16 protein-coding genes and 2 pseudogenes are annotated in these 23,162 nt (G+C 55.5%); 5 read left to right on the forward strand and 13 right to left on the reverse strand.

Annotated features, from left to right (window positions below):
• Positions 1–275 precede the first annotated feature (275 nt).
• The 4 genes and pseudogenes from H7A79_RS14095 to H7A79_RS14110 form a co-directional block, all read right to left on the reverse strand.
• A pseudogene (locus tag H7A79_RS14095) lies at positions 276–1,499 on the reverse strand (DASS family sodium-coupled anion symporter); the annotation flags it as partial.
• Between the two features lie 485 nt (positions 1,500–1,984).
• The gene (locus H7A79_RS14100) at positions 1,985–3,235 is read right to left on the reverse strand and encodes a complex I 51 kDa subunit family protein (RefSeq protein ID WP_187001738.1); all 1,251 of its coding nucleotides are present in this window, start codon (positions 3,233–3,235) and stop codon (positions 1,985–1,987) included.
• A gap of 58 nt (positions 3,236–3,293) precedes the next feature.
• A pseudogene (locus tag H7A79_RS14105) lies at positions 3,294–4,936 on the reverse strand (FAD-binding protein).
• Entirely contained in the window at positions 4,933–5,577 is a 645-nt protein-coding gene (locus tag H7A79_RS14110; protein WP_187000578.1) for a 4Fe-4S dicluster domain-containing protein, read from the reverse strand. Before H7A79_RS14110 ends, H7A79_RS14105 begins: the two are co-directional and overlap by 4 nt.
• A 511-nt stretch (positions 5,578–6,088) precedes the next feature.
• On the opposite strand from H7A79_RS14110, the gene H7A79_RS14115 reads away from it, so the two are divergent.
• Positions 6,089–7,612: a fumarate hydratase gene (locus tag H7A79_RS14115; protein WP_187000579.1), complete on the forward strand. Its 1,524-nt coding sequence runs from the start codon at positions 6,089–6,091 to the stop codon at positions 7,610–7,612.
• Positions 7,613–7,961: 349 nt separating this feature from the next.
• Here the strand turns inward: H7A79_RS14115 and H7A79_RS14120 are convergent, their stop codons facing one another.
• The 9 genes from H7A79_RS14120 to H7A79_RS14160 form a co-directional block, all read right to left on the reverse strand.
• A complete protein-coding gene (locus H7A79_RS14120; protein ID WP_135033286.1) occupies positions 7,962–8,180 on the reverse strand; it encodes a hypothetical protein in 219 nt (72 codons plus the stop codon).
• A gap of 218 nt (positions 8,181–8,398) precedes the next feature.
• Positions 8,399–9,787: a class II fumarate hydratase gene (fumC, locus tag H7A79_RS14125; RefSeq protein ID WP_187000580.1), complete on the reverse strand. Its 1,389-nt coding sequence runs from the start codon at positions 9,785–9,787 to the stop codon at positions 8,399–8,401.
• Between the two features lie 274 nt (positions 9,788–10,061).
• The gene (locus H7A79_RS14130; RefSeq protein ID WP_187000581.1) at positions 10,062–11,687 is read right to left on the reverse strand and encodes an ABC transporter substrate-binding protein; all 1,626 of its coding nucleotides are present in this window, start codon (positions 11,685–11,687) and stop codon (positions 10,062–10,064) included.
• A gap of 273 nt (positions 11,688–11,960) precedes the next feature.
• Positions 11,961–13,373, reverse strand: coding sequence for a cysteine--tRNA ligase (gene cysS / locus H7A79_RS14135; RefSeq protein ID WP_187000582.1), 1,413 nt, complete (start codon positions 13,371–13,373; stop codon positions 11,961–11,963).
• A gap of 50 nt (positions 13,374–13,423) precedes the next feature.
• Positions 13,424–14,497, reverse strand: coding sequence for a zinc ribbon domain-containing protein (locus H7A79_RS14140; protein ID WP_246407972.1), 1,074 nt, complete (start codon positions 14,495–14,497; stop codon positions 13,424–13,426).
• 100 nt (positions 14,498–14,597) lie between these two features.
• Positions 14,598–14,969 (reverse strand): hypothetical protein, encoded by a 372-nt coding sequence (locus tag H7A79_RS14145; RefSeq protein WP_187000583.1) that lies wholly within the window; start codon positions 14,967–14,969, stop codon positions 14,598–14,600.
• Between the two features lie 67 nt (positions 14,970–15,036).
• Positions 15,037–16,185, reverse strand: a complete 1,149-nt coding sequence (gene obgE / locus H7A79_RS14150; protein ID WP_187000584.1) for a GTPase ObgE — start codon at positions 16,183–16,185, stop codon at positions 15,037–15,039.
• A 274-nt stretch (positions 16,186–16,459) separates the two neighbouring features.
• A complete protein-coding gene (locus H7A79_RS14155; RefSeq protein WP_187000585.1) occupies positions 16,460–16,906 on the reverse strand; it encodes a TIGR01244 family sulfur transferase in 447 nt (148 codons plus the stop codon).
• Positions 16,907–17,150: 244 nt separating this feature from the next.
• Positions 17,151–18,893 carry a M61 family metallopeptidase gene (locus H7A79_RS14160; protein ID WP_187001740.1) on the reverse strand — a complete coding sequence of 581 codons (1,743 nt, stop codon included), beginning with the start codon at positions 18,891–18,893 and terminating at the stop codon, positions 17,151–17,153.
• A gap of 322 nt (positions 18,894–19,215) precedes the next feature.
• Here H7A79_RS14160 and ccoN point away from each other — a divergent pair, with 322 nt between their 5' ends.
• From ccoN to ccoP, 4 genes are read left to right on the forward strand one after another with little or no spacing between them, the layout of a single operon-like run.
• Positions 19,216–20,652: a cytochrome-c oxidase, cbb3-type subunit I gene (gene ccoN / locus H7A79_RS14165; protein ID WP_187000586.1), complete on the forward strand. Its 1,437-nt coding sequence runs from the start codon at positions 19,216–19,218 to the stop codon at positions 20,650–20,652.
• A gap of 26 nt (positions 20,653–20,678) precedes the next feature.
• Positions 20,679–21,290, forward strand: coding sequence for a cytochrome-c oxidase, cbb3-type subunit II (gene ccoO, locus H7A79_RS14170; protein ID WP_135034083.1), 612 nt, complete (start codon positions 20,679–20,681; stop codon positions 21,288–21,290).
• Between the two features lie 4 nt (positions 21,291–21,294).
• Positions 21,295–21,462, forward strand: a complete 168-nt coding sequence (locus tag H7A79_RS14175; protein ID WP_135034084.1) for a cbb3-type cytochrome oxidase subunit 3 — start codon at positions 21,295–21,297, stop codon at positions 21,460–21,462.
• Between the two features lie 30 nt (positions 21,463–21,492).
• The gene (ccoP, locus tag H7A79_RS14180) at positions 21,493–22,887 is read left to right on the forward strand and encodes a cytochrome-c oxidase, cbb3-type subunit III (RefSeq protein WP_187000587.1); all 1,395 of its coding nucleotides are present in this window, start codon (positions 21,493–21,495) and stop codon (positions 22,885–22,887) included.
• Positions 22,888–23,162: the final 275 nt, after the last annotated feature.

Consider the following 23,162-nt stretch of genomic DNA (forward strand, 5'->3'; position numbering starts at 1 on the left):
TCAACCGAATCAGGCCGTCTGAAATTTTCAGACGGTTTTTTTAACAGATTCGCCAAAAGTTTTTTCAAGCATATTATTTTTAAGCATATTTTTCAGACAGACTCTATTTTTCCAACACACTCTCCGGGCGGCTTCCCCGCTTTTGCGCGGCGGCAGGCGGCAGTATTAACGGGTGAAGCCGTCTGAACGTTTCAGACGGCCTGATGGTTGCCCGGTTCTGCATCTGTTGGAATGCGGTAGAAATCAAATGGAAAGGGTTGGCCGTTTTGCGGTTGGGCGGAGCCGCTGGCAAACATATAGTGCGAATAGATATAGGCCAGCGTGAGCAGGGCGCAGCCGGCAACCCAGTTTAAGCCGAGACCGGAAATGCCGCTCTCCAACACGCCTGAAAACCAGCCGATCAGCCCCAGTTTGTTGAGAAAAGTGGCCATCATCACCAGCGCGGCAAACCAAACCACGGTGTCCCATGCGCTTTTTTCTTTCAGCACGTCGTCCCAAGTGAGCACGCCGGTGAGCAGCAGCAGGCTCAGGCCGATAAAGGTGGTGGTGGCGGCATCCATTTCGGCCGCCTTGCCGAAAATCATGGCAGGAATACCTGCCCACAATATCAGCAGCAGCCCGAAAATGCCGAGCATAATCCATTCGTGGCGGCTCATTGCCCCCATTTCCCTGAGCTTTTGTTTGGCCAGTTCGGTGGCGTTGGGGGTGTGTTTGATCTCGGGCGTGTAGAGCCAAAACAGTATCAGCGGCATCAGAATCATCGCCACCATCCCCGGCACCACCATAGCGGCAAACCAAGTGCCCCAAGTGAGCGAAATCTCCGAGCCGGTGGCCTCGGCAATCAGTTTCACCACCAGCGGGTTGGGCGCGGTGGCGGTGATAAACAGCATACACGAAATAATATTGGCATGATAATTCACCAGCGCCAAATATTTGCCGATGCGGCCTTCGGTGCCGTTTTCAGGCTCGGAATCGAAGCTGGAGGCAATCGCGCGCATCACCGGGTGCACAATCGCGCCGCCGCGTGCAGTGTTGCTGGGTGTAACCGGCGCCAGCAGCAGATCGGAAATCACCAGGCTGTAGGCCACCCCGAGGGTGCGTTTGCCCCAGATGGCGATAAACATATAGCCGAAGCGGGTGCCCAAGCCCGTTTTGAGCAGGCCGCGCGAAATCATAATCGCCACGCCTATCATCCAAATAAGCGGGTTGTTGAGACTGCTTAACGCATCTTTGGCGGCCTGTGCAGCGGGTTTGGCAACAGCTTTGCCGGTTTCGGGGTCCACTTCCGGCACGGTGATGCCGGTGAGCGCAACCAGCGTGATGGCAATCACCGCCACCGCCCCGATGGGCATGGCTTTGCCGATAATGGCGGCCACAATGCCCACAAACAGTGCCAGCAGGTGCCACGCCTGCACCGACACGCCGTCCGGCACGGGTACCAGCCACACGGCCAAAGCCAATGCCAGCGCAACCAGCGTGGGAATCGGTTTGAAGCCCATAATCAACATCTCCTTTCAAGGTATCGGAAAACATAACGGAAACTTTGTCTGCGCCGTGCGCAGGCCGGGCAGCAAACAGCAGGCGCATTTTCGGCTTTCGAGTTCGGTTTTCAGACGGCCGCGTTTTCAGGCCGTCTGAAACACGTTTTTCAGGTTTCAGATGCAGCGGTTTCGGCCGTCTGAAAGTATTTTGAAAACAAACGGCCGCTTGACGTTTTAATTTTTACCCGCTCGCTGCGTCCGTTGCAGTTTGACCGTATCTGCCATATTTCTGCGCAACCGTAAAAATTTGCCGCCCGCCCCGCCGGCCAAACGGCGGCTGCCCCGTTCGGCTCGGCTTTCAGACGGCCTGCGTTGTGGTTTCGGGCAAGCGGTTTGCAGCCGTCTGAAACGTGTCCGTCCCTTTGGTTTTGGGTGCTTTGGATGTTGCGGCGCAGCGGCTCTTGGCCGTCTGAAAAGCCTGTCGTTGCTTGCCCGCACAGCCTTTATTGTGTTTCTGCTGCCAGGCCGTATTCTTGCGGAAAGGTGCGCATCGAGCTTTGTGTTACCGTTACCGCGCCGTCTATCAGAGCGCAGCGGCCGCTGCCGGGCAGCAGACGGCACAGGCTTTGCAGGGCGCGAAGGTCGTCTTCGGTGCTTACGCCGCTGTCGATGCGGTTGAGCAGGCGGGCAATCTGGAAGGTGCCGCCTTTACACGGCGGGCATTGACCGCACGAATTGGTGGCGAAAAATTCCACATATTCGGCCACTTTGCGCACCACGCTGGTGCCTTCGGAAATCACAATCATCGCGCCCGTGCCCAAGCTGGAGAGGCGCGCGCGTACCGATGCGAAATCGAGCGGCACATCCAAATCGGCAGCGGTCAGCAGGGTGTTGGAGGGGCCGCCGGTAAACACGGCCTTGAAGGCGCGGCCTTCGAGCATTCCGCCGCCGTGTATGAAAACCAGCTCGTGCAGGGTGGTGCCCATCGGCAGTTCGTAAAGGCCGGGGTTGAGCACGTCGCCCGAGAGTGAATAGAGTTTGGTGCCGGAGGCTTCACCGATGCCCAGGCTGCGGTACCACTCTGCGCCGTTGCGCAGAATATGCGGCACATTGGCGAAGGTTTCGGTGTTGTTGATCAGCGTGGGCCGGCCGTTTACCCCGCTCTCGGCGGGATAGGGCGGTTTGCGGCGCGGAAACGGAAAGCCGCCGTCAAGCCAGGAAACCACGGCGGTTTCTTCGCCGCCGATGTAGCGCCCCGAGGTTTCGACCAGTTTCAAATGCACGGGTTTGCCGAGAAAGGCTTCCAGCCTGCCCATCAGGCCGCTGCCCTGCCATTCTTTGATTGCGGCGGCAACGGCGGCAACGGATTCGGTTTGGTGCGGGTTGATATACAGCACCACATGGTTGGCGCCTACAGCGGCTGCGGCAACCAGCATGCCTTCAATCACTTGGTGGGGGGTGTGCGAGAGCAGGTAGCGGTCTTTGAAGGTGCCCGGTTCGTCTTCGTTGCCGTTGCACACAATGTATTTGTCGCCGCCGTTGCCTGCGGCGGCTGCGGCTTCCCATTTGCGCCAGGAAGGAAAACCGGCGCCGCCCATGCCGGCAAGATTGGCATCGCGCAAGGTGTCGATAATGCGGCCTGTGTCTGCCAGAGCCGCCAGCAGCCCTTCGCCGCCTCCCGCTTGAATCCACGCCTGCAAGTCGGCACCCACCGAACGCGAAGGGTGCATCAATAAGGTGTTGGCTGCGTTCATTTTCCGCTCTCCTGAAGTCGAACCGCTTTTTGAAAGGCCGTCTGAAACGGTGTTGGCTTCACTCATTTTCTGTCTCCTGAAGCCCCGCGTGTTTGCGCAAATCGAATGTGCCGTAATCGGGATACAGCACCGGTGCTTTTACCCGGCTGCGGATGCCGGCGCGCGTCAGTTCGCGCTGAAGGTTGTAGATGTGGGCGAAGCCGCCGCGCTTTTTCTGGAACGGGTGTGCCGAATGCACCATGCCGGCAGCGGCGGCGGCACCGGCGCGCCTGCCGAAGCTGATGATGTCGAGCAGGGCGTTGCCCATCAGGCGGTTGCGGCCGTGTATGCCGCCGGTTACTTCGCCTGCACCATAAAGGCCGGGAACGGAAGTGGCACCGTTGCCGTCAATCTCCATGCCGCCGTTTTGATAGTGCAGGGTCGGGTGTATCAGCAACGGCTCCTGCGCGGGGTCGATGCCGCATTTGCGGGCAACGTGTGCGAGCGACACCAGCCGTTTGAGCACTTCGGGGTCTTTGGCAATCAGGCGCGGCGTATCCAAAAACACGCCTGCCTGTTTGCCGCGCACCACGCCGCGCCCTTCGGCCACTTCGCGCAAAATGGCGGCAGCCACCACGTCGCGCGGTTGCAGTTCATCGACAAAACGCTCGCCCAGGCCGTTTACCAGATGGGTGCCGGCGGAGCGCACGGCTTCTGAAACCAACACGCCTTCGAGATGGGCGGGATAGGCCACGCCGGTGGGGTGGTATTGGAAAGAATCCAAATCGCGCAGCTTCACCCCCATGCGGTAGGCCATCACCAACCGTCTGCGGTGGCGCCGTAGTGGTTGGAGGTGGCAAACCCCTGCAAATGCAGACGGCCGCTGCCGCCGGTGGCCAGAATCACGGCTTTGGCGTGTGCGACCAGCAGTTTGCGGCGTTCCAAATCATATAAAACTGCACCGGTGCAACAGCCGTGCTCGTCTGAAAGCAGCTCGATGGCGGGGCAGCGGTTGAGCTGGGTGATGCCGCGCTCGAGCTAAACCGCTTCGCGCAGCACGCGCATCAGCTCGAGGCCGGTGAAATCGCGGTAGCACAAGATGCGCGGCACGGCGGTGCCGCCTGCGCGCTTGCGTTGCAGGCGTTTGCTGTTGCCCCGGTCTTTCACCATATCGAAATTCATGCCGATGCCGATCAGCCAGCGGATAACCGAGGGGCCGTCTGAAACCATTTGTGCAATCAGTTGTTTGTTGCCGGCGTGGTGGCCGCCTTTGAGGGTGTCTTCATAATGCTGTTGCAGGCTGTCTTCTTCGCCCACGGCCGCCTGAATGCCGCCTTCGGCCATCACGGTGTTGCTGTCGCCCAGCCGCAGCTTGTTGGCAATCGCCACCGATGCGCCTGCTTCGGCCGCTGCCAGTGCCGCCGCCGCACCGGCACCGCCGCCGCCGATAACCAGCACATCGGTGTCGAGATGTTCGGCACCGGCCAGGTCGAAATCGTTAATCAGCGGTCGGCTCAGCAGCAGCTCCGCTACGTGCGGGTGGCAGCTGCTGCCTGCGTTGGCGCCCACCGGCAGCACCGTGCGCGCATCGGGGCGGTAATCGGGGTGGTAGCCGTTGAGCAGCGTGTCTTTCGGCGGCAAACCGCTGCGCATTTCCAGTTTGGAATGGCGCAATGTTTGCAAGGCTTGTTCGTAGGCAATGCCGTTTATGTTGGCGTTCATGGCCGCGCCTCCTCTGCGTGGATATCTACGCTCATGGCACCGCTGTTGATTTGCTGCAGACGGCGCATCAGGTCAATGGGGCGCAGCGTGCGCGCGGCTTTCATACGGCGTGCAAACAGCCCCACATGGTTGGGGCGGATGTTTTCGGGGCAGGCCAGTGTGCAGAGATTGCACATCACGCATTCGTCAAAAGTGATGGTGGCGGCTGAAAAATCGTCCGCCACCACCTGCGCTACTCCCTCTTCCACGCTCAAGCCCTTGGGGCAGGCGCGGTTGCAGCCGCCGCAATGGCGGCAGTGGGCGGCTTCGGGGAAAAAGCGCGCGGTGTCGTCCAGCCTGCTCCAGCCGTCGCCCACATCTTCCATATCGTAATAATGCACATGCTCGGGCATGAAGTAATCCATAAAACTCACCTGCATACCCTGTTCTACTTTGGTTTCGCAGCCCAATGCCGTGGTAACTTCGCGCTCGCCTTCCCGGCGTACCATGCAGCGGCACGACCCGCACACACCCTGCCCCATGCAGCCCACATTGGCCGTGAGCACATGCCCGGAGCGGGCATAGGCCTGAATAATCGAGTGTTCGGGGGAGGCTTGTATTTCGCGCCCATCGATAATCAGGCTCAAAGATTCTTCACTCATTGTTTGTGTTCCTGTAATAATTTTTCATTATAGAGATGTGCCGCACCCAGGCGGCAGGCTGCCTGTCGGCAGAAGCTGGATATCCAATGGGCTTTATCGTTCCCGATTCGGTTTTTTTGTAATTTTATTCTAAGTAAAACCGCCTCACCCATCTTTGGATTTGTTGTTTGACTACAATCAACCCTACCCTGGGTAACAATGTCTTTTATTTAATTAAATTTTTGTTTTACAACAAATAATATAATTTAATTTGCTGTTATGATGCGCCATGCTTTTTCAGACGGCCGCATCTTTAACTGTGTTGTTTCGGATTGTTGGCGCGGTTTTGTGTAGTTTTGCAACCTTCATCCGCTCCTGATGGGCAAGTGTCGGCCGGCACCAATCTGCCTTGCCGGGCGGTATGCTTTTCCTGCCGGGCCGGCAGCAGGAAAACAGCCGTCTGAAAAATGTGTGGTGCCTTTGTGGTAAAATGAAAAAAGTTTCAACAAAACAAATCTTAAGGAACACAACCATGACGATTGTCAAACAGGAAGACTTTATCCAAAGCATTGCCGATGCTTTCCAGTTCATCAGCTACTACCACCCGGTCGATTACATTCGGGCTTTATATAAAGCGTGGCAGAAAGAAGAAAACCCGGCCGCCAAAGATGCGATGACGCAGATTCTGGTCAACAGCCGCATGTGTGCCGAAGGCCGCCGCCCCATCTGCCAGGATACCGGCATTGCCACCGTGTTTTTAAAAGTGGGCATGAACGTGCAGTGGGATGCTGATTTGAGCATTCAGGAAATGGTTGACGAGGGCGTGCGCCGCGCCTACACCCACCCCGACAACACCCTGCGCGCCTCGGTTTTGGCCGACCCTGCCGGCAAACGCACCAACACCAAAGACAACACCCCCGCCGTGGTGCATATGGAAATCGTGAAAGGCGGTAAAGTCGAAGTCATCTGCGCGGCCAAAGGCGGCGGCTCCGAAAACAAAACCAAAACGGCCATGCTCAACCCTTCCGACAGCATTGTCGATTGGGTGGTTAAAACCATTCCGCAAATGGGCGCCGGCTGGTGTCCGCCCGGCATTTTGGGTATCGGCATCGGCGGCACGCCCGAAAAAGCCGCCCTGATGGCCAAAGAAAGCCTGATGGGGCATATCGATATCCAAGAGTTGCAGGAAAAAGCCCAATCCGGCGCCGAACTTTCCACTACCGAAGCCCTGCGTTTGGAGCTTTATGAAAAAGTGAACGCGCTGGGGGTGGGCGCGCAGGGTTTGGGCGGGCTCACCACCGTGTTGGACGTGAAAATTCTCGACTACCCCACCCACGCCGCTTCCAAGCCCGTGGCCATGATTCCCAACTGCGCCGCTACCCGCCACATCGAATTCGAGCTTGACGGCACCGGCCCCGCGAAGCTCGACCCACCCAGCCTCGAAGACTGGCCAGATATCACCTACAGCCCCGACAACGGCAAACGCGTAGATGTAAACCAGCTCACCAAAGAAGAAGTGGCCACCTGGAAAATGGGCGATGTATTGCTCTTAAACGGCAAAATCTACACCGGCCGCGATGCCGCCCACAAACGCATGACCGATATGCTCGACCAAGGCAGGCAACTGCCGGTGGATTTCACCAACAAGCTGATTTACTATGTGGGCCCCGTTGATCCCGTGCGCGATGAAGTAGTCGGCCCTGCCGGCCCCACCACCGCCACCCGCATGGACAAATTCACCCGCCAGATGCTCGAACAAACCGGCCTGTTGGGCATGATCGGCAAATCGGAGCGCGGTGCCGAAGCCTGTCAAGCCATTGCCGACAACCAAGCCGTTTACCTGATGGCCGTGGGCGGTTCCGCCTATTTGGTGGCCAAAGCCATCAAAGCGGCCAAAGTGGTGGCCTTCCCCGAATTGGGTATGGAAGCGATTTACGAATTTGAAGTCAAAGATATGCCGGTTACCGTGGCTGTAGATTCAAGGGGCAAATCGGTGCATGCCGTTGCACCGAAACAATGGCAGGAAAAAATCGGCATCATTCCGGTAGAAGCCTAATCTTTTAGGAGCGCGCAACAGCCAGGCCGTCTGAAACTTTCAGACGGCCTGAACCGTTGATGCTGCTTGCCGTACCGTAAAAACGGGGAAACCCTTTGAAGCGCACGGTTGAAAAATTTCCGGCAAGGCGGTTGAAACAGGCCGTCTGAGAGTTTCAGACGGCTCAATATCTTCAGGCAGGTGCAGCGTTGCGGGTAATGTTATTCCCCTCCGGGGGCATCGGCAGCTTGAGAAACCGGTATCGGTCGGGTTGGGACAATCCTGCCCGGGAAACGGCTTGCAGAAATGCAGGGATTCGCGGATAGGCCTTCAGACGGCCTGCCCGCCTTGCCCATTTTCCGCCCCGTCCTTACAAAATGCCGATACCGCCTGAATTTTGGCAAACCGTTTCATCTTTGCGCCACAACAAATACAAACCGGCCGTCTGAAACGCTTCAGACGGCCGGGATGAACCCGCCTTTATTTCTGTTGCGGTGTTGTTGCGCTTGGGTTTGAAGAAAACGGTTGCGGCAACAGAGCCGGGCTGCATGTTGTCTGCAATGCCCGCCGCTTGTCGGATAGCGGCCATAAAGTAAATCCGCTATATTGCAGCCCACCCGTTTTAAAGCATCAAAGCGGTTATCCTGCCCGGCTGCATTATTTGCGTTATCTGAAGCCCGCTGCCGGCCTGCTTTTTTCTTTAATTACCATTAATGTGTTGGATGGTTGATTCTTAATCAAGCGCAAAGGCTGTCTGAAAACGGCAGGTTCTGTTTCAGACGGCCTTTGCCCGGCCATCGCCGACCATCAGCGCGGTGCCACCATGTCTTCCGGCTTCACCAGCCCGTCAAACTCTTCTGCGCTCAACAGCTCCAGCGCAATGGCGGTTTCCCGCAGCGATTTATCGTTGTGATAAGCGGTTTTGGCTACTTTGGCCGCATTTTCGTAGCCAATCTTGCGGTTTAACGCCGTTACCAGCATCAGCGAATGGTGCAGGAAATAATCGATTTTCTCCGGCACAGGTTCGATGCCCACGGCGCAATGTTCGTTGAAGCTGTTGCAGGCATCGCCTAAAAGGCGTATCGATTGCAGAAGATTGTAGGCAATCACGGGCATATACACGTTCAGCTCGAAATTGCCCGATGCGCCCGCCATGCCGATGGTTACATCATTGCCGAACACCTGGCAGCACACCATCGTCATCGCTTCGCACTGGGTTGGATTGACTTTGCCGGGCATGATCGAGGAGCCGGGCTCGTTTTCGGGGATTTTGATTTCGCCCAAGCCGCAGCGCGGGCCGGATGCCAGCCAGCGGATATCGTTGGCAATTTTGTTCAAACTTGCCGCCAGCGTTTTCAGCGCGCCCGAGGCATACACGCAGGCATCGCGGCCGGCCAACGCTTCGAATTTGTTGGGCGCGGTGATAAACGGCAGCCCGGAGAGTGCGGCCAGTTCGGCGGCGGCGGTTACCGCATAATCGGGGTGGCTGTTCAAACCTGTGCCGACAGCGGTGCCGCCCAAAGGCAGCTCGTATAAGCCTTGCAGGGCATCGTTCAGACGGCCCAGGCCGTGATCAAGCTGCGACACATAGCCTGAGAATTCCTGCCCCAGGGTGAGAGGCGTGGCATCTTGCAGGTGGGTGCGGCCGATTTTTACAATCGGCTGAAATGCTTCGGCTTTGGCCGCAAGCGTGTCGCGCAGGGCGGTTACGGCAGGAATCAGCAGACGGTTGATTTCGATGGCGGCGGCAACGTGAATGGCGGTGGGGAAAGAGTCGTTGGTTGATTGCGCGTGGTTCACATGATCGTTGGGATGCACGGGGCGGTAGGCCGCCAAACCCGTTCCCGCCAATTCGTTGGCGCGGTTGGCCAGCACTTCGTTCATATTCATATTCGACTGTGTACCCGAGCCGGTTTGCCACACCACCAGCGGAAACTGGCCGTCCAACCTGCCTGCCAGCACATCATCGGCGGCGCGGGTAATCAAATCAGCCTGTTCGGGTTGGATGCGGCCGAGCGCGGCATTGGCGGCGGCAGCGGCTTTTTTAACCAATGCTATAGCGTGAATCAAAGGCTGCGGCAGGGTTTCGCCGCCGATTTTGAAATTGTTGCGGCTGCGCTGGGTTTGCGCGCCCCAATAAGCATCGGCGGGCACTTCTACATTGCCCATCGTGTCGTGCTCGGTGCGGGTGGCCATCTTGTTTCTCCTGTTGTCGGTCAAACTCATGAGATGGTTCATTATGGCACAATTTAAAATAAATGATAATTAAAATCAACTTTTGGCATTATCCTGCTGCAAACTTGCACCGCCCGGGCAAAAACCATCTGCAAGCAGATTGGCACGGTTGCAATCCAAAGGCCGTATTGGCAGGGGCGGTTTGCAAAACAGAAGCCGCTTGAAAAGCCGAAGGCCGTCTGAAAATATTTTCAGACGGCCTTCGAGGTTTACTGCAAACACATTCGCAAACACATTATTGACGGATAAACAGCCGCTTGCTCGGCAGCTCGTTGAGCACGTCTTCGGTGGAATAGCCGCCGATGCGCGGTTTGACCAGCCGCGAATTCACATAGCCGTAAACGGGAATCACCGCGCTGTCTTTATCGATTTGCGCCTCGGCCTGCGTGTAAAGGGCGGCGCGTTCTTTAACGCCCACGCCCGGCTGCAGGGTTTTTGCCAGCAGGGCATCGTAGGCGGCGTTTTTATAGAAAGCGCGGTTGCTGCTGTTGGCCGACTGCAGGGTGTTTAAAAACGTGGAGGGTTCGTTGTAGTCGCCGCACCACGATGCGCGGGCGATTTGGTAGTTGCCGCTGCGGCGGTTGTCGAGATAGGTTTTCCACTCTTGGTTTTCAAGGTTCACTTTCACGAAACCCAGTGCCTGCTGCCACATCGAAGCGGCGGCCACGGCGATTTTTTTATGCTGCTCCGAAGTGTTGTAGAGAAAATTGAAGGTGAGCGGATTGCTTTCGCTATATCCTGCCTCGGCCAGCAGTTTTTTCGCTTCTGCCGCGCGGGAAGCCTGATCGAGCCTGCTCCATTCCGGCGTGTAGGGCACAAAGCCCGCAGTGCCTGTTCGGGTCAGGTTGTAGGCCGGTTCTTCGCCGCGCCCCAGTACTTTGGCAGCGATGGTTTCACGGTCTAAAGCCAGCGACAGTGCCTTGCGCACGCGCACATCGTCAAACGGGGTTTTTTGGTGGTTGATTTCCAGATAATAGGTGCAGAGATAGGGGCTGCGCTTTAATTCTTGCGGATATTTTTCTTGCAGCTTGGTATACATTTCAGGCGGCAGCGCATCGGTGATGTCGATTTCGCCCGCTTCGTAACGGGCCACATCATCGGTTTGCGAGCCCACGGGCAGAAACACCACGTTATCGATTTTCACGTTGGCGGCATCGCGGTATTGCGGGTTTTTTGCCAACTCGATGCGCTCGTTTACTACCCATTTTTTCATCACATAGGGGCCGTTGCCGACAAAATTTTCAGGCTGCGTCCATTTCGCGCCGTGTTTTTCCACAGTGGTACGGTGCACGGGCTTGGTGGCGGCGTGATACAGCATTTGCGGGAAATAAGGCACCGCTGCCGTGAGGGTAACTTGCAGCGTTTGCGGATCAACGGCTTTCACGCCGAGCGTTTCGGGCGGCTTTTTGCCCGTTAAGATTTCATCGATGTTTTCGATTTTGGCCGTCTGAAGATAAGTGGCGTATTGCGAAGCGGTTTTCGGATCGGCCAAACGCCGCCAGCTGTAAACGAAATCTTCGGCGGTGAACGGCTCGCCGTTGCTCCATTTCAGGCCTTCGCGCAGTTTGAACGTCCACACTTTGTTATCGGCACTTTGCCACGATTCGGCGGCGGCGGGAACCACCGCGCCTTTTTCATCGGTTTCTACCAAGCCTTCCAGCAGGTCGCGCACCACATTGATTTCAGGCACGCCGGTAATCTGGTGCGGGTCGAGCGACTGCGGCTCGGTAACATTGTTGCGGGTAACGGTGTCGGCAGCCGGGGTTGCGGCAGCACCGGCGGTTTGTTCCTGCCCGCCGCAGGCGGCAAGCAACAGAGCGGCCACGGCCGGCACAAAAAAACGGAAAGGGGAGGGCGGCATAAAATTTCCTCTGCAAAAATATCGGAACACAACGGGCAGATTGTAAAACAAAACCCAGGCCGTCTGAAACATTCAGACGGCCTGGGTTTTGTTTCGCTTGCAAACTGAAATATCGGCAGCATGCAAAAGCGGCCGCAAAAGTTTACCGGCTTTGCCAACCTGCCGCGCAGGGTTTCGGCGGGTTGCGGAGCGCATGGTGCGGCGCGGTCATCTTCAGACGGCTTGGGGTCGGATAACGGCTGCCGCGTTACCGGCGCGGGGCAGGCCGGCGGATTACCCCCGCCGCCAGGTGGTGCCGTCGGCGCCGTCTTCCAAGATAATGTTTTCGGCGTTGAGCAGGTCGCGGATGCGGTCGGATTCGGCCCAGTTTTTTGCCGCGCGCGCCTGTTTGCGCTGTTCGATCAGAGATTCGATGTCGGCATTGGAAAGGCCGTCTGAAACGCTGCCGCCCTGCAAAAATGCCTGAGGATCGCGCTGTAGCAGGCCGATGGTGCCCGCCAGTGCTTTCAAGTATCCGGCCAGTTCGGCGCTGTTGGTTTTGTTGGCCTCGCCTGCCAGCTCGAACAGCACGGCAACGGCTTCTGCGGTGCCGAAATCATCGTTCATCGCGGTGTGGAAACGGCGGGTGTAGGCGTTGCTGTTTTCATGCGCGACCACTTCGGCGGGCGGGGTGTTTTTCAGGGCGGTGTAAAGGCGGGTGAGCGCGCCTTTGGCATCGTTGAGATGGGCATCGGAATAATTCAGCGGGCTGCGGTAGTGGGCGCGCAGGATAAAAAAGCGCACCACTTCGGGATCGTATTGCTTGAGCACGTTGCGGATGGTGAAGAAGTTGCCCAGTGATTTCGACATTTTTTCGCCGTCCACGCGGATAAAGCCGTTGTGCAGCCAGTATTTCACATGGCTGGCTGTGGTTTTGCCGTGCGCTTCGTGATGCAGGCAGACACCGTGTGCGCCCACGCTTTGGGCGATTTCGTTTTCGTGGTGGGGAAACTGCAAATCGGCACCGCCGCCGTGGATATCGAAGGTGTTGCCGAACCATTTTCCGCCCATCGCCGAGCATTCGATGTGCCAGCCGGGGCGGCCTTTGCCCCACGGGCTGTTCCAAAAATCGGCTTCGTTGGGCTTGGCGGCTTTCCACAGCACGAAATCGAGCGGATCGCGCTTGAAGCCGTCTACTTCCACCCGCTCGCCCGCGCGCAGGTCGCCCAGCGATTTGCCCGATAGTTGGCCGTAGGCGGCAAATTCGCGCACGGCGTAGTAAACATCGCCGTTTTCGGCAGGATACGCCTTGCCGTTGGCAATCAGCCGCTCGATCATGGCAATCATCGGGGCGATGTGTTCGGTGGCTTTCGGCTCGGCATCGGGGCGCAACACGCCCAGCGCATCGGCATCTTCGTTCATCGCTTGGATAAAGCGTGCGGTCAGCGCGCCGATGGTTTCGCCGTTTTCGGCGGCGCGGGCGATGATTTTGTCGTCAATGTCGGTGATGTTGCGCACATAAGTGAGCGGGTAGCCGCACGCGCGCAACCAGCGCGCCACCATGTCGAACACCACCATCACGCGGGCGTGGCCGAGGTGGCAGTAGTCGTAAACCGTCATGCCGCAAACATACATACGCACGTTTTCGGGGTTGAGCGGCACAAACGGTTCTTTTTGGCGGGTTAGGGTATTGTAAACGGTCAGCATGGTTTTTTTTCTTGAGTCGGTGGAAAGGTGCCGTAACGCGGGCGGCAGTTTTACGGCGCTTCGGGCTGCCCGGCAGGGTGGCCGCAGCCGGCGCAATAGCGGTTGAAAGCGCTTTTACGGATTTTGCAGTGGTTGCAATAATCAAACAGATTGATGCCGCAATGGGGGCAGTAATCCATATCGGGCTGCTGGTAGTTGAGCTGGCGTTCGCAGCCGGGGCAGATGCTTTTGCTGATGCGCAGTTGGGCGGCATCATAACTCATTTGCTGCTGACGCTGGTTGCCGGGTAGGGCTTCTTCGGCTTTTTTGCGCTCGAGATAACGGTTCATGGCTGTGATGGCGTAGCGGCCGGCCAATACGGTGATGACGATGCCGACAAGGTAGCGCACATATCCGCCGTAGCTGGGCAGATAGGGCACCAGCTCGACAAAAAACGCAAACAGGGCAAAATAGATAAACCCCCACACAAACGGCCACCAGCGGGATTGACGCTGTTTGGCAAACAGGTAGCCGGCGATGGTGAGCAGGGGCAGTGTTAAGGCAAGGCGGTAAAGAAAGGTTTTTAATTCGATGCGGCGGTCATCGGCGGTTTTGCGCTCTTGCGCCTCTTGTTCCAAAAGATCGATTTGCTCTTGGATGCGGCTGTGCCGCTGGTTGCTGTCGAGCTGCTGCTGGCTGAGCGCATCGATTTTCTGCTGCAGCTGCTGTTCTTTGTTTTTCAACCCGTCTAGGGCGAGGGTTTGGCGGATAACTTCGGGGTTTTGCGAAGACTGCTCGGTAACGGCGCGGGCGGCCAGCCAGTTGTCGAACCTTTCCTGCTCTTTTTGGGTTTGCGCCTGCTGTTTGTCGAGTGCGAGACGCGCCTGCTCCATCGCTTCGCCGAGCGCATTCTGCTGTTTCACGATGGCTTGGCGTTCTTTTTCCAGCGGGTCGAAGCGGCCGTGGTCGATATAATCGTGCAGTACTTTATATTGGCCCACGGTAGGCAGCTCGCCGATGATTTTCCCGCCCAGGCCGATCAAAAAGAGGGCGAAAACAATGGCTACCAGCCATAATGCGCGGCGGAACCAGCGCTCGGGCATACGGCTGCTGTGTGAAGGGCGTGCCTGCCATTTCATTTTCATTTTTATGTTTCCTGTGAGAAAAACGGTTTTCAGACGGCCTTTTTAAGTGCCTTGCCGTCATTGGCATGTGTATTTTAACGTTGGGTTTGGGTTTCAGGCTTTATTTTGTCAGTTTCCAGCCGCCCTTTCCGCGCAGCAGGCGGATCTTGCCGTTGCGCGAGGCATAGCCGCCTTTCACGTTTTCCAAAACGGTGTGTTCCGGCACGCCGGAGGCGGACACTTCGGCGCGGGATTTGTCATCCGACAATAACACATATACCGCCAGCGTGCCGTTATCGGGGTCGGCGAATTGGATATCGGGGTTGTCGAACGGTTGGATGCACTGCTGTTTCAACACTGACCAGCTTTGCCCGGCCGAAGTGATGCAGCTGTGCGCATCGCGGCCTCCTCCGATTGCGGGGGCGGTTTCAAACGGTGGGGCAGTGCAGGCCGCCAGCGCGGCGGCAAGCAGGGCGGGCGGTTTTTTTTGCATGTGCAGGTTCCTTGTCTAAACGATGTTCCCGGTCAAGGCCGTCTGAAAAGAAAGTTTCAGACGGCTTCTATTCGGCTTTGAACACCGCCGTATCGGTTTTCGGCTGTTCTGCCGCTATATCCGCCGCAATCTGCCGCGCTGCCTGCGCCTCGGCGGCCAGGCGTTTTTTCTCGGTGAGGTAGGTGTTGGTCTGATACACCAGATCCTGCGTGCCTTCGTGGGTGAGTGCGCTGATTTTAAACAGGCGCGGGGTTTGCATATCGAAGCCGAAGCTGTCGTCCGGCTGCGGGTGGTTCCAGCCGATTTGTTCCAAAAACCGGGCGGTGCGCGCTTGGGCTTCTTCGGGCGCGAGCATATCGAGTTTGTTTAATACCAGCCAGCGGGGCTTGCTGTATAGCGCTTCATCGTATTTGCGCAGCTCTTCAATCAGCGCCAGCGCTTCGGCAGCGGGGTCGGCGTTTTCGTCAAACGGTGCCAAGTCCACCACGTGCAGCAGCAGGCCGGTGCGCGAGAGGTGTTTCAAAAAGCGGTGGCCCAAGCCCGCGCCTTCGGCCGCGCCTTCTATCAGGCCGGGAATGTCGGCCATCACGAAGCTGTGGTTTTCGTTGATGCGCACCACGCCGAGGTTGGGGTGCAGGGTGGTGAAGGGGTAGTCGGCCACTTTGGGGCGGGCGGCGGAAACGGCGCGGATCAGGGTGGATTTGCCGGCATTGGGCATGCCGAGCAGGCCGACATCGGCCAATACTTTCAATTCAAGCTTCAGGCTGCGCGCTTCTCCCTCTTCGCCGGGGGTGGACTGTTTGGGTGCGCGGTTTACCGATGATTTGAAGTGGATGTTGCCCAGGCCGCCTTTGCCGCCGCGTGCCACGCATACGCGCTGGCCGTGGTGGGTAAGGTCGGCCAGCAGTTCGCCGGTGTCGGTGTCGCGGATCAGGGTGCCCACCGGCATAGGCAGTTCGATATTGTCGGCACCTTTGCCGTAACGGTCGGAACCGTGGCCTTTTTCGCCGTTTTTGGCCTGGTAGCGTTTGACGAAACGGTATTCCACCAGCGTGTTGACGTTTTCATCGGCCACGGCAAATACGCTGCCGCCTTTGCCGCCATCGCCGCCGTCGGGCCCGCCGCGCGGTACGAATTTTTCGCGGCGGAAGCTCACGGCGCCGTTGCCGCCCCTGCCTGCCGCCACTTCGATTTTGGCTTCGTCTATAAATTTCATGATGTTTTCTACCAAAAGGTTTTCAGACGGCCGCAACACGGCGGCCGTCTGAAAAGAATATTAAATCGGTCAATATTATAAATTATAAAGGATATGTCCAAAGGCCGTCTGAAATATTGTTCGGACGGCCTGCGGGGTGGCTTTCGGTAAGTTGTGGCGGTGGGTTTGATTGGTTTGCCGCTATCGCTGAAGACAAGGAAAAATCCATTTCAACAAAAGCTTGTCTGAAATGCCGGTTTTGTTTCATATCTCGGCATACCGTGTCTTTAACACGTTATTTATCGGGCAGCCCGTTTGTTGCGGCTGCCTGCAAACGCGGCTCGAAACTGCTCAAGTCCACGCCTGCCTGTTTGACTGCCGCCACGGCTTGTGCCGCCGGCAAACCGTTCTGTACCTGATGGTAAGCCCACAGCAGGGCGCTGCGTGTGCCTGTGCGGCAATAGGCCAAAACCGGTTTTTCGGCTTGGCTTATCAGAGCTTGGAAGCGTGCGGCATCCTGCCCGTTGATTGCGGGTGCGGTTACGGGCTGGTGTGCCGTGTTGGTGATGCCGGCATCGGCCAGCCATTGCCGCACCTGATTAAAATCGGGTTGGTTGTCGGCTTCGCCATCAGGGCGGTTGCAGATCACGCTGCGTATGCCCAAAGCTGCCGCATCGGCCGCATCGGCTTGGGTGAGCTGCGGGGCAATATACAGCCCTTCGGCAAGTTTGCGGATATTCATCGGTTGCTCCTTTTTGAATCTGTTTGATTTTCAGACGGCCGAATGTTTGGATATGGTAAACCGGCTTGATTTCCGTTACGGCGTTGTGCGGCCGGCTTAACCGGCAAACCGCCAATCGGAGGCGCAGCCGGTTGCGCAGGATCTGCATTGCCTGCGGTTTGCTGCTCTGCGCCGAAAATGAAGCGGATTCACTGTAAATAAAATGCGTTGCGGCCGTCTGAAAAACCGTTGGCCACTGCCTGCGCTACACGCCCAGCCACTGCTTTAGCAGATAACGGTCGGTTATTTCCAATACGGCGGTATCGGCCTCCGCCGCCTGTACGGTCAAATCGGTTTCGTGCAGCACGCCGTGGCGGAAGTAGTGGATGTGCAGGGTTTCGCCTATTTCAAACTGCGGCCACTGCTGCTCAAAAGCAGTGCAGGCAAAGCCGTTGACGGCGATGATTGTGTCTTTCGGGCAGAGTGCGGCCTGCTCGGCGCTGCCGCCGTTGAACACATGGGTTAGGGTGATGCTGTGGGCGTTTTGTTTGAAGCGCGCGCCCAAATCGCCGGCGGGAAGAGTGGTTTCTGTGCCGTCCGTCCTGCCGCCGTTGCACGGCGCGGCCTGCCATTGCAGCTTTACGCCCGCAGTTTCCAGGCTGTTTTGCAGGGGCAGATTGTCGGTGGAATATAAAGCCGTCTGAAAAAAACTGCTTAAGTCCAAGCCGGTTATCTCTTGGCAATATACCTGCCATTGCCGCTCTTTGATGCCTTTGCCGTTTTCGCACCAATTGCGGTAGAGCGTCTGCATCACCGTGTCCAAACTGTGTTTGCCTGCGCTTTTGCTGCGGATCTGCAAATCCAGACATAAAGCCGCCAGCGCACCTTTCTGGTAGTAGCTGACGATGGCGTTGGGGCTGTTTTCGTTTGGTTTGTAAAATTTGTTCCACGCGGTAAAACTCGATTGCGCCAACGTTTGTTTCAGACGGCCTTTACCTTGCTGCACGCGGGTGATGGTTTGCGCCAGCAGCTTTAAATAAGCTTCCGGTGCAATCACGCCGCTGCGCACGAGAAATAAATCATCGTAATAAGACGTGATGCCCTCAAACGCCCAGAGCTGTTCGGTGTAGCTTTCGCTGTCCAAACGGTAGGGCAGGAATGCGGCGGGCTTGATGGATTTGACGTTCCAGGCGTGGAAATACTCATGGCTGAACAGCCCCAACAGTTGGATATAGGCATCGTTGGGCTCAATCATGTTGCGGGCGGGCAGGCTGTTGCGGCCGGCCAACAACGCCGTGCTGCTGATGTGTTCCAGACCGCCGTAAATATCATCGCCCACATGCAGGAGAAACAGGTATTCCTGAAACGGGGCGGGGGAGGGGAACATATTCTGCTGGGCGGTGCAGATTCTCTGTATGTCTTCAAGCAGACGCGGGCGGTCGAAGTCGCGGTAGCGGCCGCTCAGCACGATGCGGTGCGGAATCGAGCCGGCTTCAAAATGCAGTGTTTCAAATGTGCCCAGCTCAAAGGGGTGGTCGATCAATGCGGCATAAGAGGCCGTCTGAAAAATATGTTTGCCTGCGCCAGGCATGGATGTGGCAATCTGCCAGCCTTCGGGAAGCCCTTCGAAAGCGATTTGGTGCGGTTGGTTTTCGAGGCCGACAATATTGAGCAGTAGGCAGGCACCATCGAAAAAACCGCGTTCGGTGCTTAAAAACGAACCGCGCACGGATAAATCAAACGCATAAACAGTGTAGTGGATTTGCCACTCTTTCCCCCTGCATTCGGCAGTCCATTCGTTTTTGGATATCTGCTCAAGCACGGCAGGCCGCCCGTCCGACAAAGCATCGATGCTGATAATGTGGCGCGAAAAGTCGCGAATCAGATAACTGCCCGGCACCCAGTTGGGCAGCTTGATTTGTAAGGGTTTGTTATCCTTTCGGTAAAAACTCAGGCAAATCCGCCACAAATGGGCGGCAGGAACGGGGACAATGGTGTAGCGGAGAATGGAGTGGTTTGGCACGGTTGCAGCCTGTGTAATGGTTCAACAAACTTGATTTACATCAAGAAACTTTATGTAGCTAACCTATAATCTAATAAAATCAGGCTGAAAGCAAGCCGGTATGCCTGATGGAGGTTGGATATTCGAACCGATTCGGCTTGGTAGCAGACAGGTTTTGATTTAAAATGCAAAGCTTGAAAAGCCGCAAGCTGCCCGGGTTTACGCGGGAGCGGTGTTAAATTAAGAAAAATCGGGTATATCTTTGGCGTGTTTCAGCAAACCGGAGCAAACCGATAAATGTAAATTGCCATGTTTAATGGAGACCCTTATGGAAACGCAAACATATAACTACAAGGTGGTGCGCCAGTTTGCCGTCATGACTGTAGTTTGGGGTATCGTGGGCATGCTGGTGGGCGTGATTATCGCCGCCCAGCTGTTTCTGCCCGCCCTCAATCTTGCGGATGTCGGACCTTGGTTTCACTTCGGCCGTCTGCGTCCGCTGCACACCAATGCGGTGATTTTCGCTTTCGGCGGCTGCGGCCTGTTCGCCACGTCCTATTATGTGGTACAGCGCACCTGCAATGTGCGTTTGTTTGGCGGCAAATGGCTGCCTGCCTTTACTTTTTGGGGATGGCAGTTGGTTATCGTTTTAGCCGCCATCACCTTGCCGCTGGGCTACACCCAGGGTAAGGAATATGCCGAATTGGAATGGCCGATCGATATTCTGATTGCGTTGGTATGGGTTGCCTATGCGGTTGTCTTCTTCGGCACTATTGCTACCCGGAAAATCAAACACATTTATGTGGCCAACTGGTTCTACGGTGCATTTATTTTGGCAGTGGCACTGCTGCATATCGTTAATAGCTTGGCTATTCCTGCCGGAGCCATGAAATCTTACCCGGTTTATTCGGGTGCCATTGATGCCATGGTTCAATGGTGGTACGGCCATAATGCCGTAGGTTTCTTTCTGACTGCCGCTTTTTTGGGCATGATGTATTACTTCGTACCCAAACAGGCCGGCCGCCCGGTTTACTCTTACCGTTTGTCTGTTGTGCACTTTTGGGCGTTGATTTTCACTTATATGTGGGCAGGCCCCCACCATCTGCACTATACCGCTTTGCCCGACTGGACTCAGTCGTTGGGTATGGTTTTGTCGCTGATTCTGTTTGCTCCATCATGGGGCGGTATGATTAACGGCATTATGACTCTGTCGGGTGCATGGCATAAACTGCGCACCGATCCGATTTTGAAATTCTTGGTGGTTTCCCTTTCTTTCTACGGGATGTCCACTTTTGAAGGTCCGATGATGTCGATTAAAACCGTCAACGCATTGAGCCACTATACCGACTGGACTGTGGGACACGTTCACTCGGGCGCTTTGGGTTGGGTCGGCTTTGTTACCATCGGTGCAATCTACTACCTGATTCCGCGCCTGTTCGGTAAAAGGGAAATGTATAGCATCAAGCTGATTGAAGCTCACTTTTGGATTGCAACCATCGGTGTTGTGCTATACATCGCCTCTATGTGGATTTCCGGTGTGATGCAGGGTCTGATGTGGGGAGCATTGAATGATGACGGCACTCTGACCTACTCTTTTGTAGAATCGGTAAAACGCAGCATGCCTTTCTATATGATTCGCTTTGCAGGCGGCCTGCTGTATCTGAGCGGGATGGTAATTATGGCCTACAACGTTTACCGCACCGTTATCGGGGGCAAACCTGTTGATGCCGAAATTCCTGCCGTTTCTCAAGCGCAACATCACTAACGATAAAAGAAAGACAGGCTACCAAAATGAAATTACAACAATTAGTCGAAGAAAAAGTCGGCATGTTGATTGTTTGTACCTTTGTGGTGATCAGCATCGGCCTTTTGATTGAGATTGTGCCGCTGTTCTTTACCAAATCGGTAACAGAGCCGATTAAAGGCGTTAAACCTTACTCTGCTTTGCAAGTGGCCGGACGTGATATTTATGTACGTGAAGGTTGCTACAACTGCCACTCCCAAATGATCCGCCCGTTCCGTGCGGAAACCGAACGTTACGGCCACTATTCAGTCGGTGGTGAGTCCGTTTACGACCATCCTTTCCAGTGGGGTTCCAAACGCACCGGCCCAGACTTGGCCCGGGTGGGTGGCCGTTATTCAGACGAATGGCACCGCCTTCACCTGCTGAACCCGCGTGATGTGGTGCCGGAATCCAATATGCCTGCTTTCCCGTGGTTGGCACGTAATAAAGTAGATGCCGAAGCAACCGTGCAACATATGAAAGCACTACGTGCAATCGGTACACCTTACAGCAATGAAGAAATCGCAAAAGCACCCGAAGAATTGGCCGACAAATCAGAATTGGATGCTGTGATTGCCTACCTGCAAGGTTTGGGTTTGGCACTGAAAAACGTAAGGTAACATCATGGATATCAACTGGGTGCGTTCACTCTTTACCGTATGGGTATTTATCAGTTTCATGTTGGTTTTGTATGTTGTGTTGAACAAACGCAACAAACGTAATTATGATGCTGCCGCCAACAGCATCATGGAAGATAACGATATACCTGATAACGAAAAAAACGATCGCTAACCCGGTTTCCCGTGACAAACGGAGCAAATAATGAACACAACTTCCCAATTTACCAGCAATTTCTGGAATATATACATTGCCGTTATCGTATTGCTCAGCTTCATCGGCTTGATTTGGCTTTTGCTTTCGCAAAACAAAGTTAAATCTCCACCTAAAGGTGAAGACGTGAAAACCATGGGGCATTCATGGGACGGTATTGAAGAATACAACAATCCTCTGCCCCGCTGGTGGTTTTGGCTTTATATCGCCACTTGGATTTTCGGCGCAGCCTATCTGTTTTTATATCCCGGTTTGGGTGACTACAAAGGATATTTGAATTGGAGCAGTGCCAACCAATACGAAAAAGAAGTTCAAAAAGCAGATGAACAATACGGCAAACTGTATGCTAAATTTGCCGATATGCCGATTGAGCAGGTAGCCAAAGACCCTCAGGCTCAACGCATCGGCAAGAACCTGTTTGATACCTACTGTATCCAATGCCACGGTTCCGATGCCAAAGGTTCTAAAGGCTTTCCCAATCTGACTGACCACGATTGGTTGTGGGGCGGTGAACCAGAAAAAATCCAGGAAACCATTCAAAAAGGCCGTATCGGCATCATGGCTGCTTGGGGGCCTGCTTTGGGTGAGGAGCGTGTAAAAGACGTTGCCAACTATGTAATGTCGCTGTCCAAAGGTAAGGATCAATACGATGAAGCCCGTGCCGAACGCGGCAAACTGCTGTTTAACGGCCCGCCTGCTAACTGCTTTACCTGCCACGGAGACAAAGGCCAAGGCATTCAGGGCTTAGGTCCGAATCTGACAGATGATGTTTGGTTGTGGGGCGGCACCCAAAAAGCTATTATTGAAACCATCACCAACGGCCGCCACAACCAAATGCCTGCTTGGGACAATTTCTTGGATAAAGACAAACTGCACATTATGACCGCTTATGTATGGGGTTTGTCCAATAAAGACGGTAAATCACCGACTAAACCTACTGAAGCTGTTTCTGCCAGTATGCCTGCGGGCACAACACCGGCTTCCGAATCGGCGGTTTCTGCTCCCCAAGCCGCCTCTGATTCTGCAGAGCTAGTTGTTGACAATGCCGATGTAACTTACGACACCCAAGCCGGCACACCCATCGGCACCTTCTACTTTGCTACCGGTAAAAGCGAAGTGGCCAACAACGCGGCCATTATCCTGACTGATCTGATTAGAGCCGGCAAAGACGGCAAAAAATTGGTTGTCAGCGGCTACACTGACAGCACCGGCAATGCGGCAGCCAATGAAAAACTGTCGAAAGCCCGTGCGCAGGCAGTAGAAGATTTCTTGAAAGCGCAAGGCATTGATGCCAAAAACATTGAATTGCGCAAACCGGAAAACACGACTGCTGCCCAAGGCAACAATGCATCCGGTCGCCGTGTAGAAGTGAAAGTCGAAGGTTAATTTATCCCTCCTTCACTCTTTCATTTCTGTATCGATAACAAGCCCTGATATTTTTGCATTGCTCCAAATCGGGCAGCTTAATCAAGCGGTTTCTAAGGACTGAATTCTGTACCGAACAGGACTCAGTCCTTTTTATTTGAGGCTTAACCCTATCGTGGTTGTAGTAATAGGTATGTTCATGTGATGCGGTTTCCAATCCGGCAATATAGTGAACCTACTTTATTTTGGTTATGGTGTCACTGTGCCTTGGCTCAAGGAGAACGATTTTCGGCTGT

Source organism: Neisseria musculi (assembly GCF_014297595.2).
In the GTDB taxonomy this organism is placed as follows: domain Bacteria; phylum Pseudomonadota; class Gammaproteobacteria; order Burkholderiales; family Neisseriaceae; genus Neisseria; species Neisseria musculi.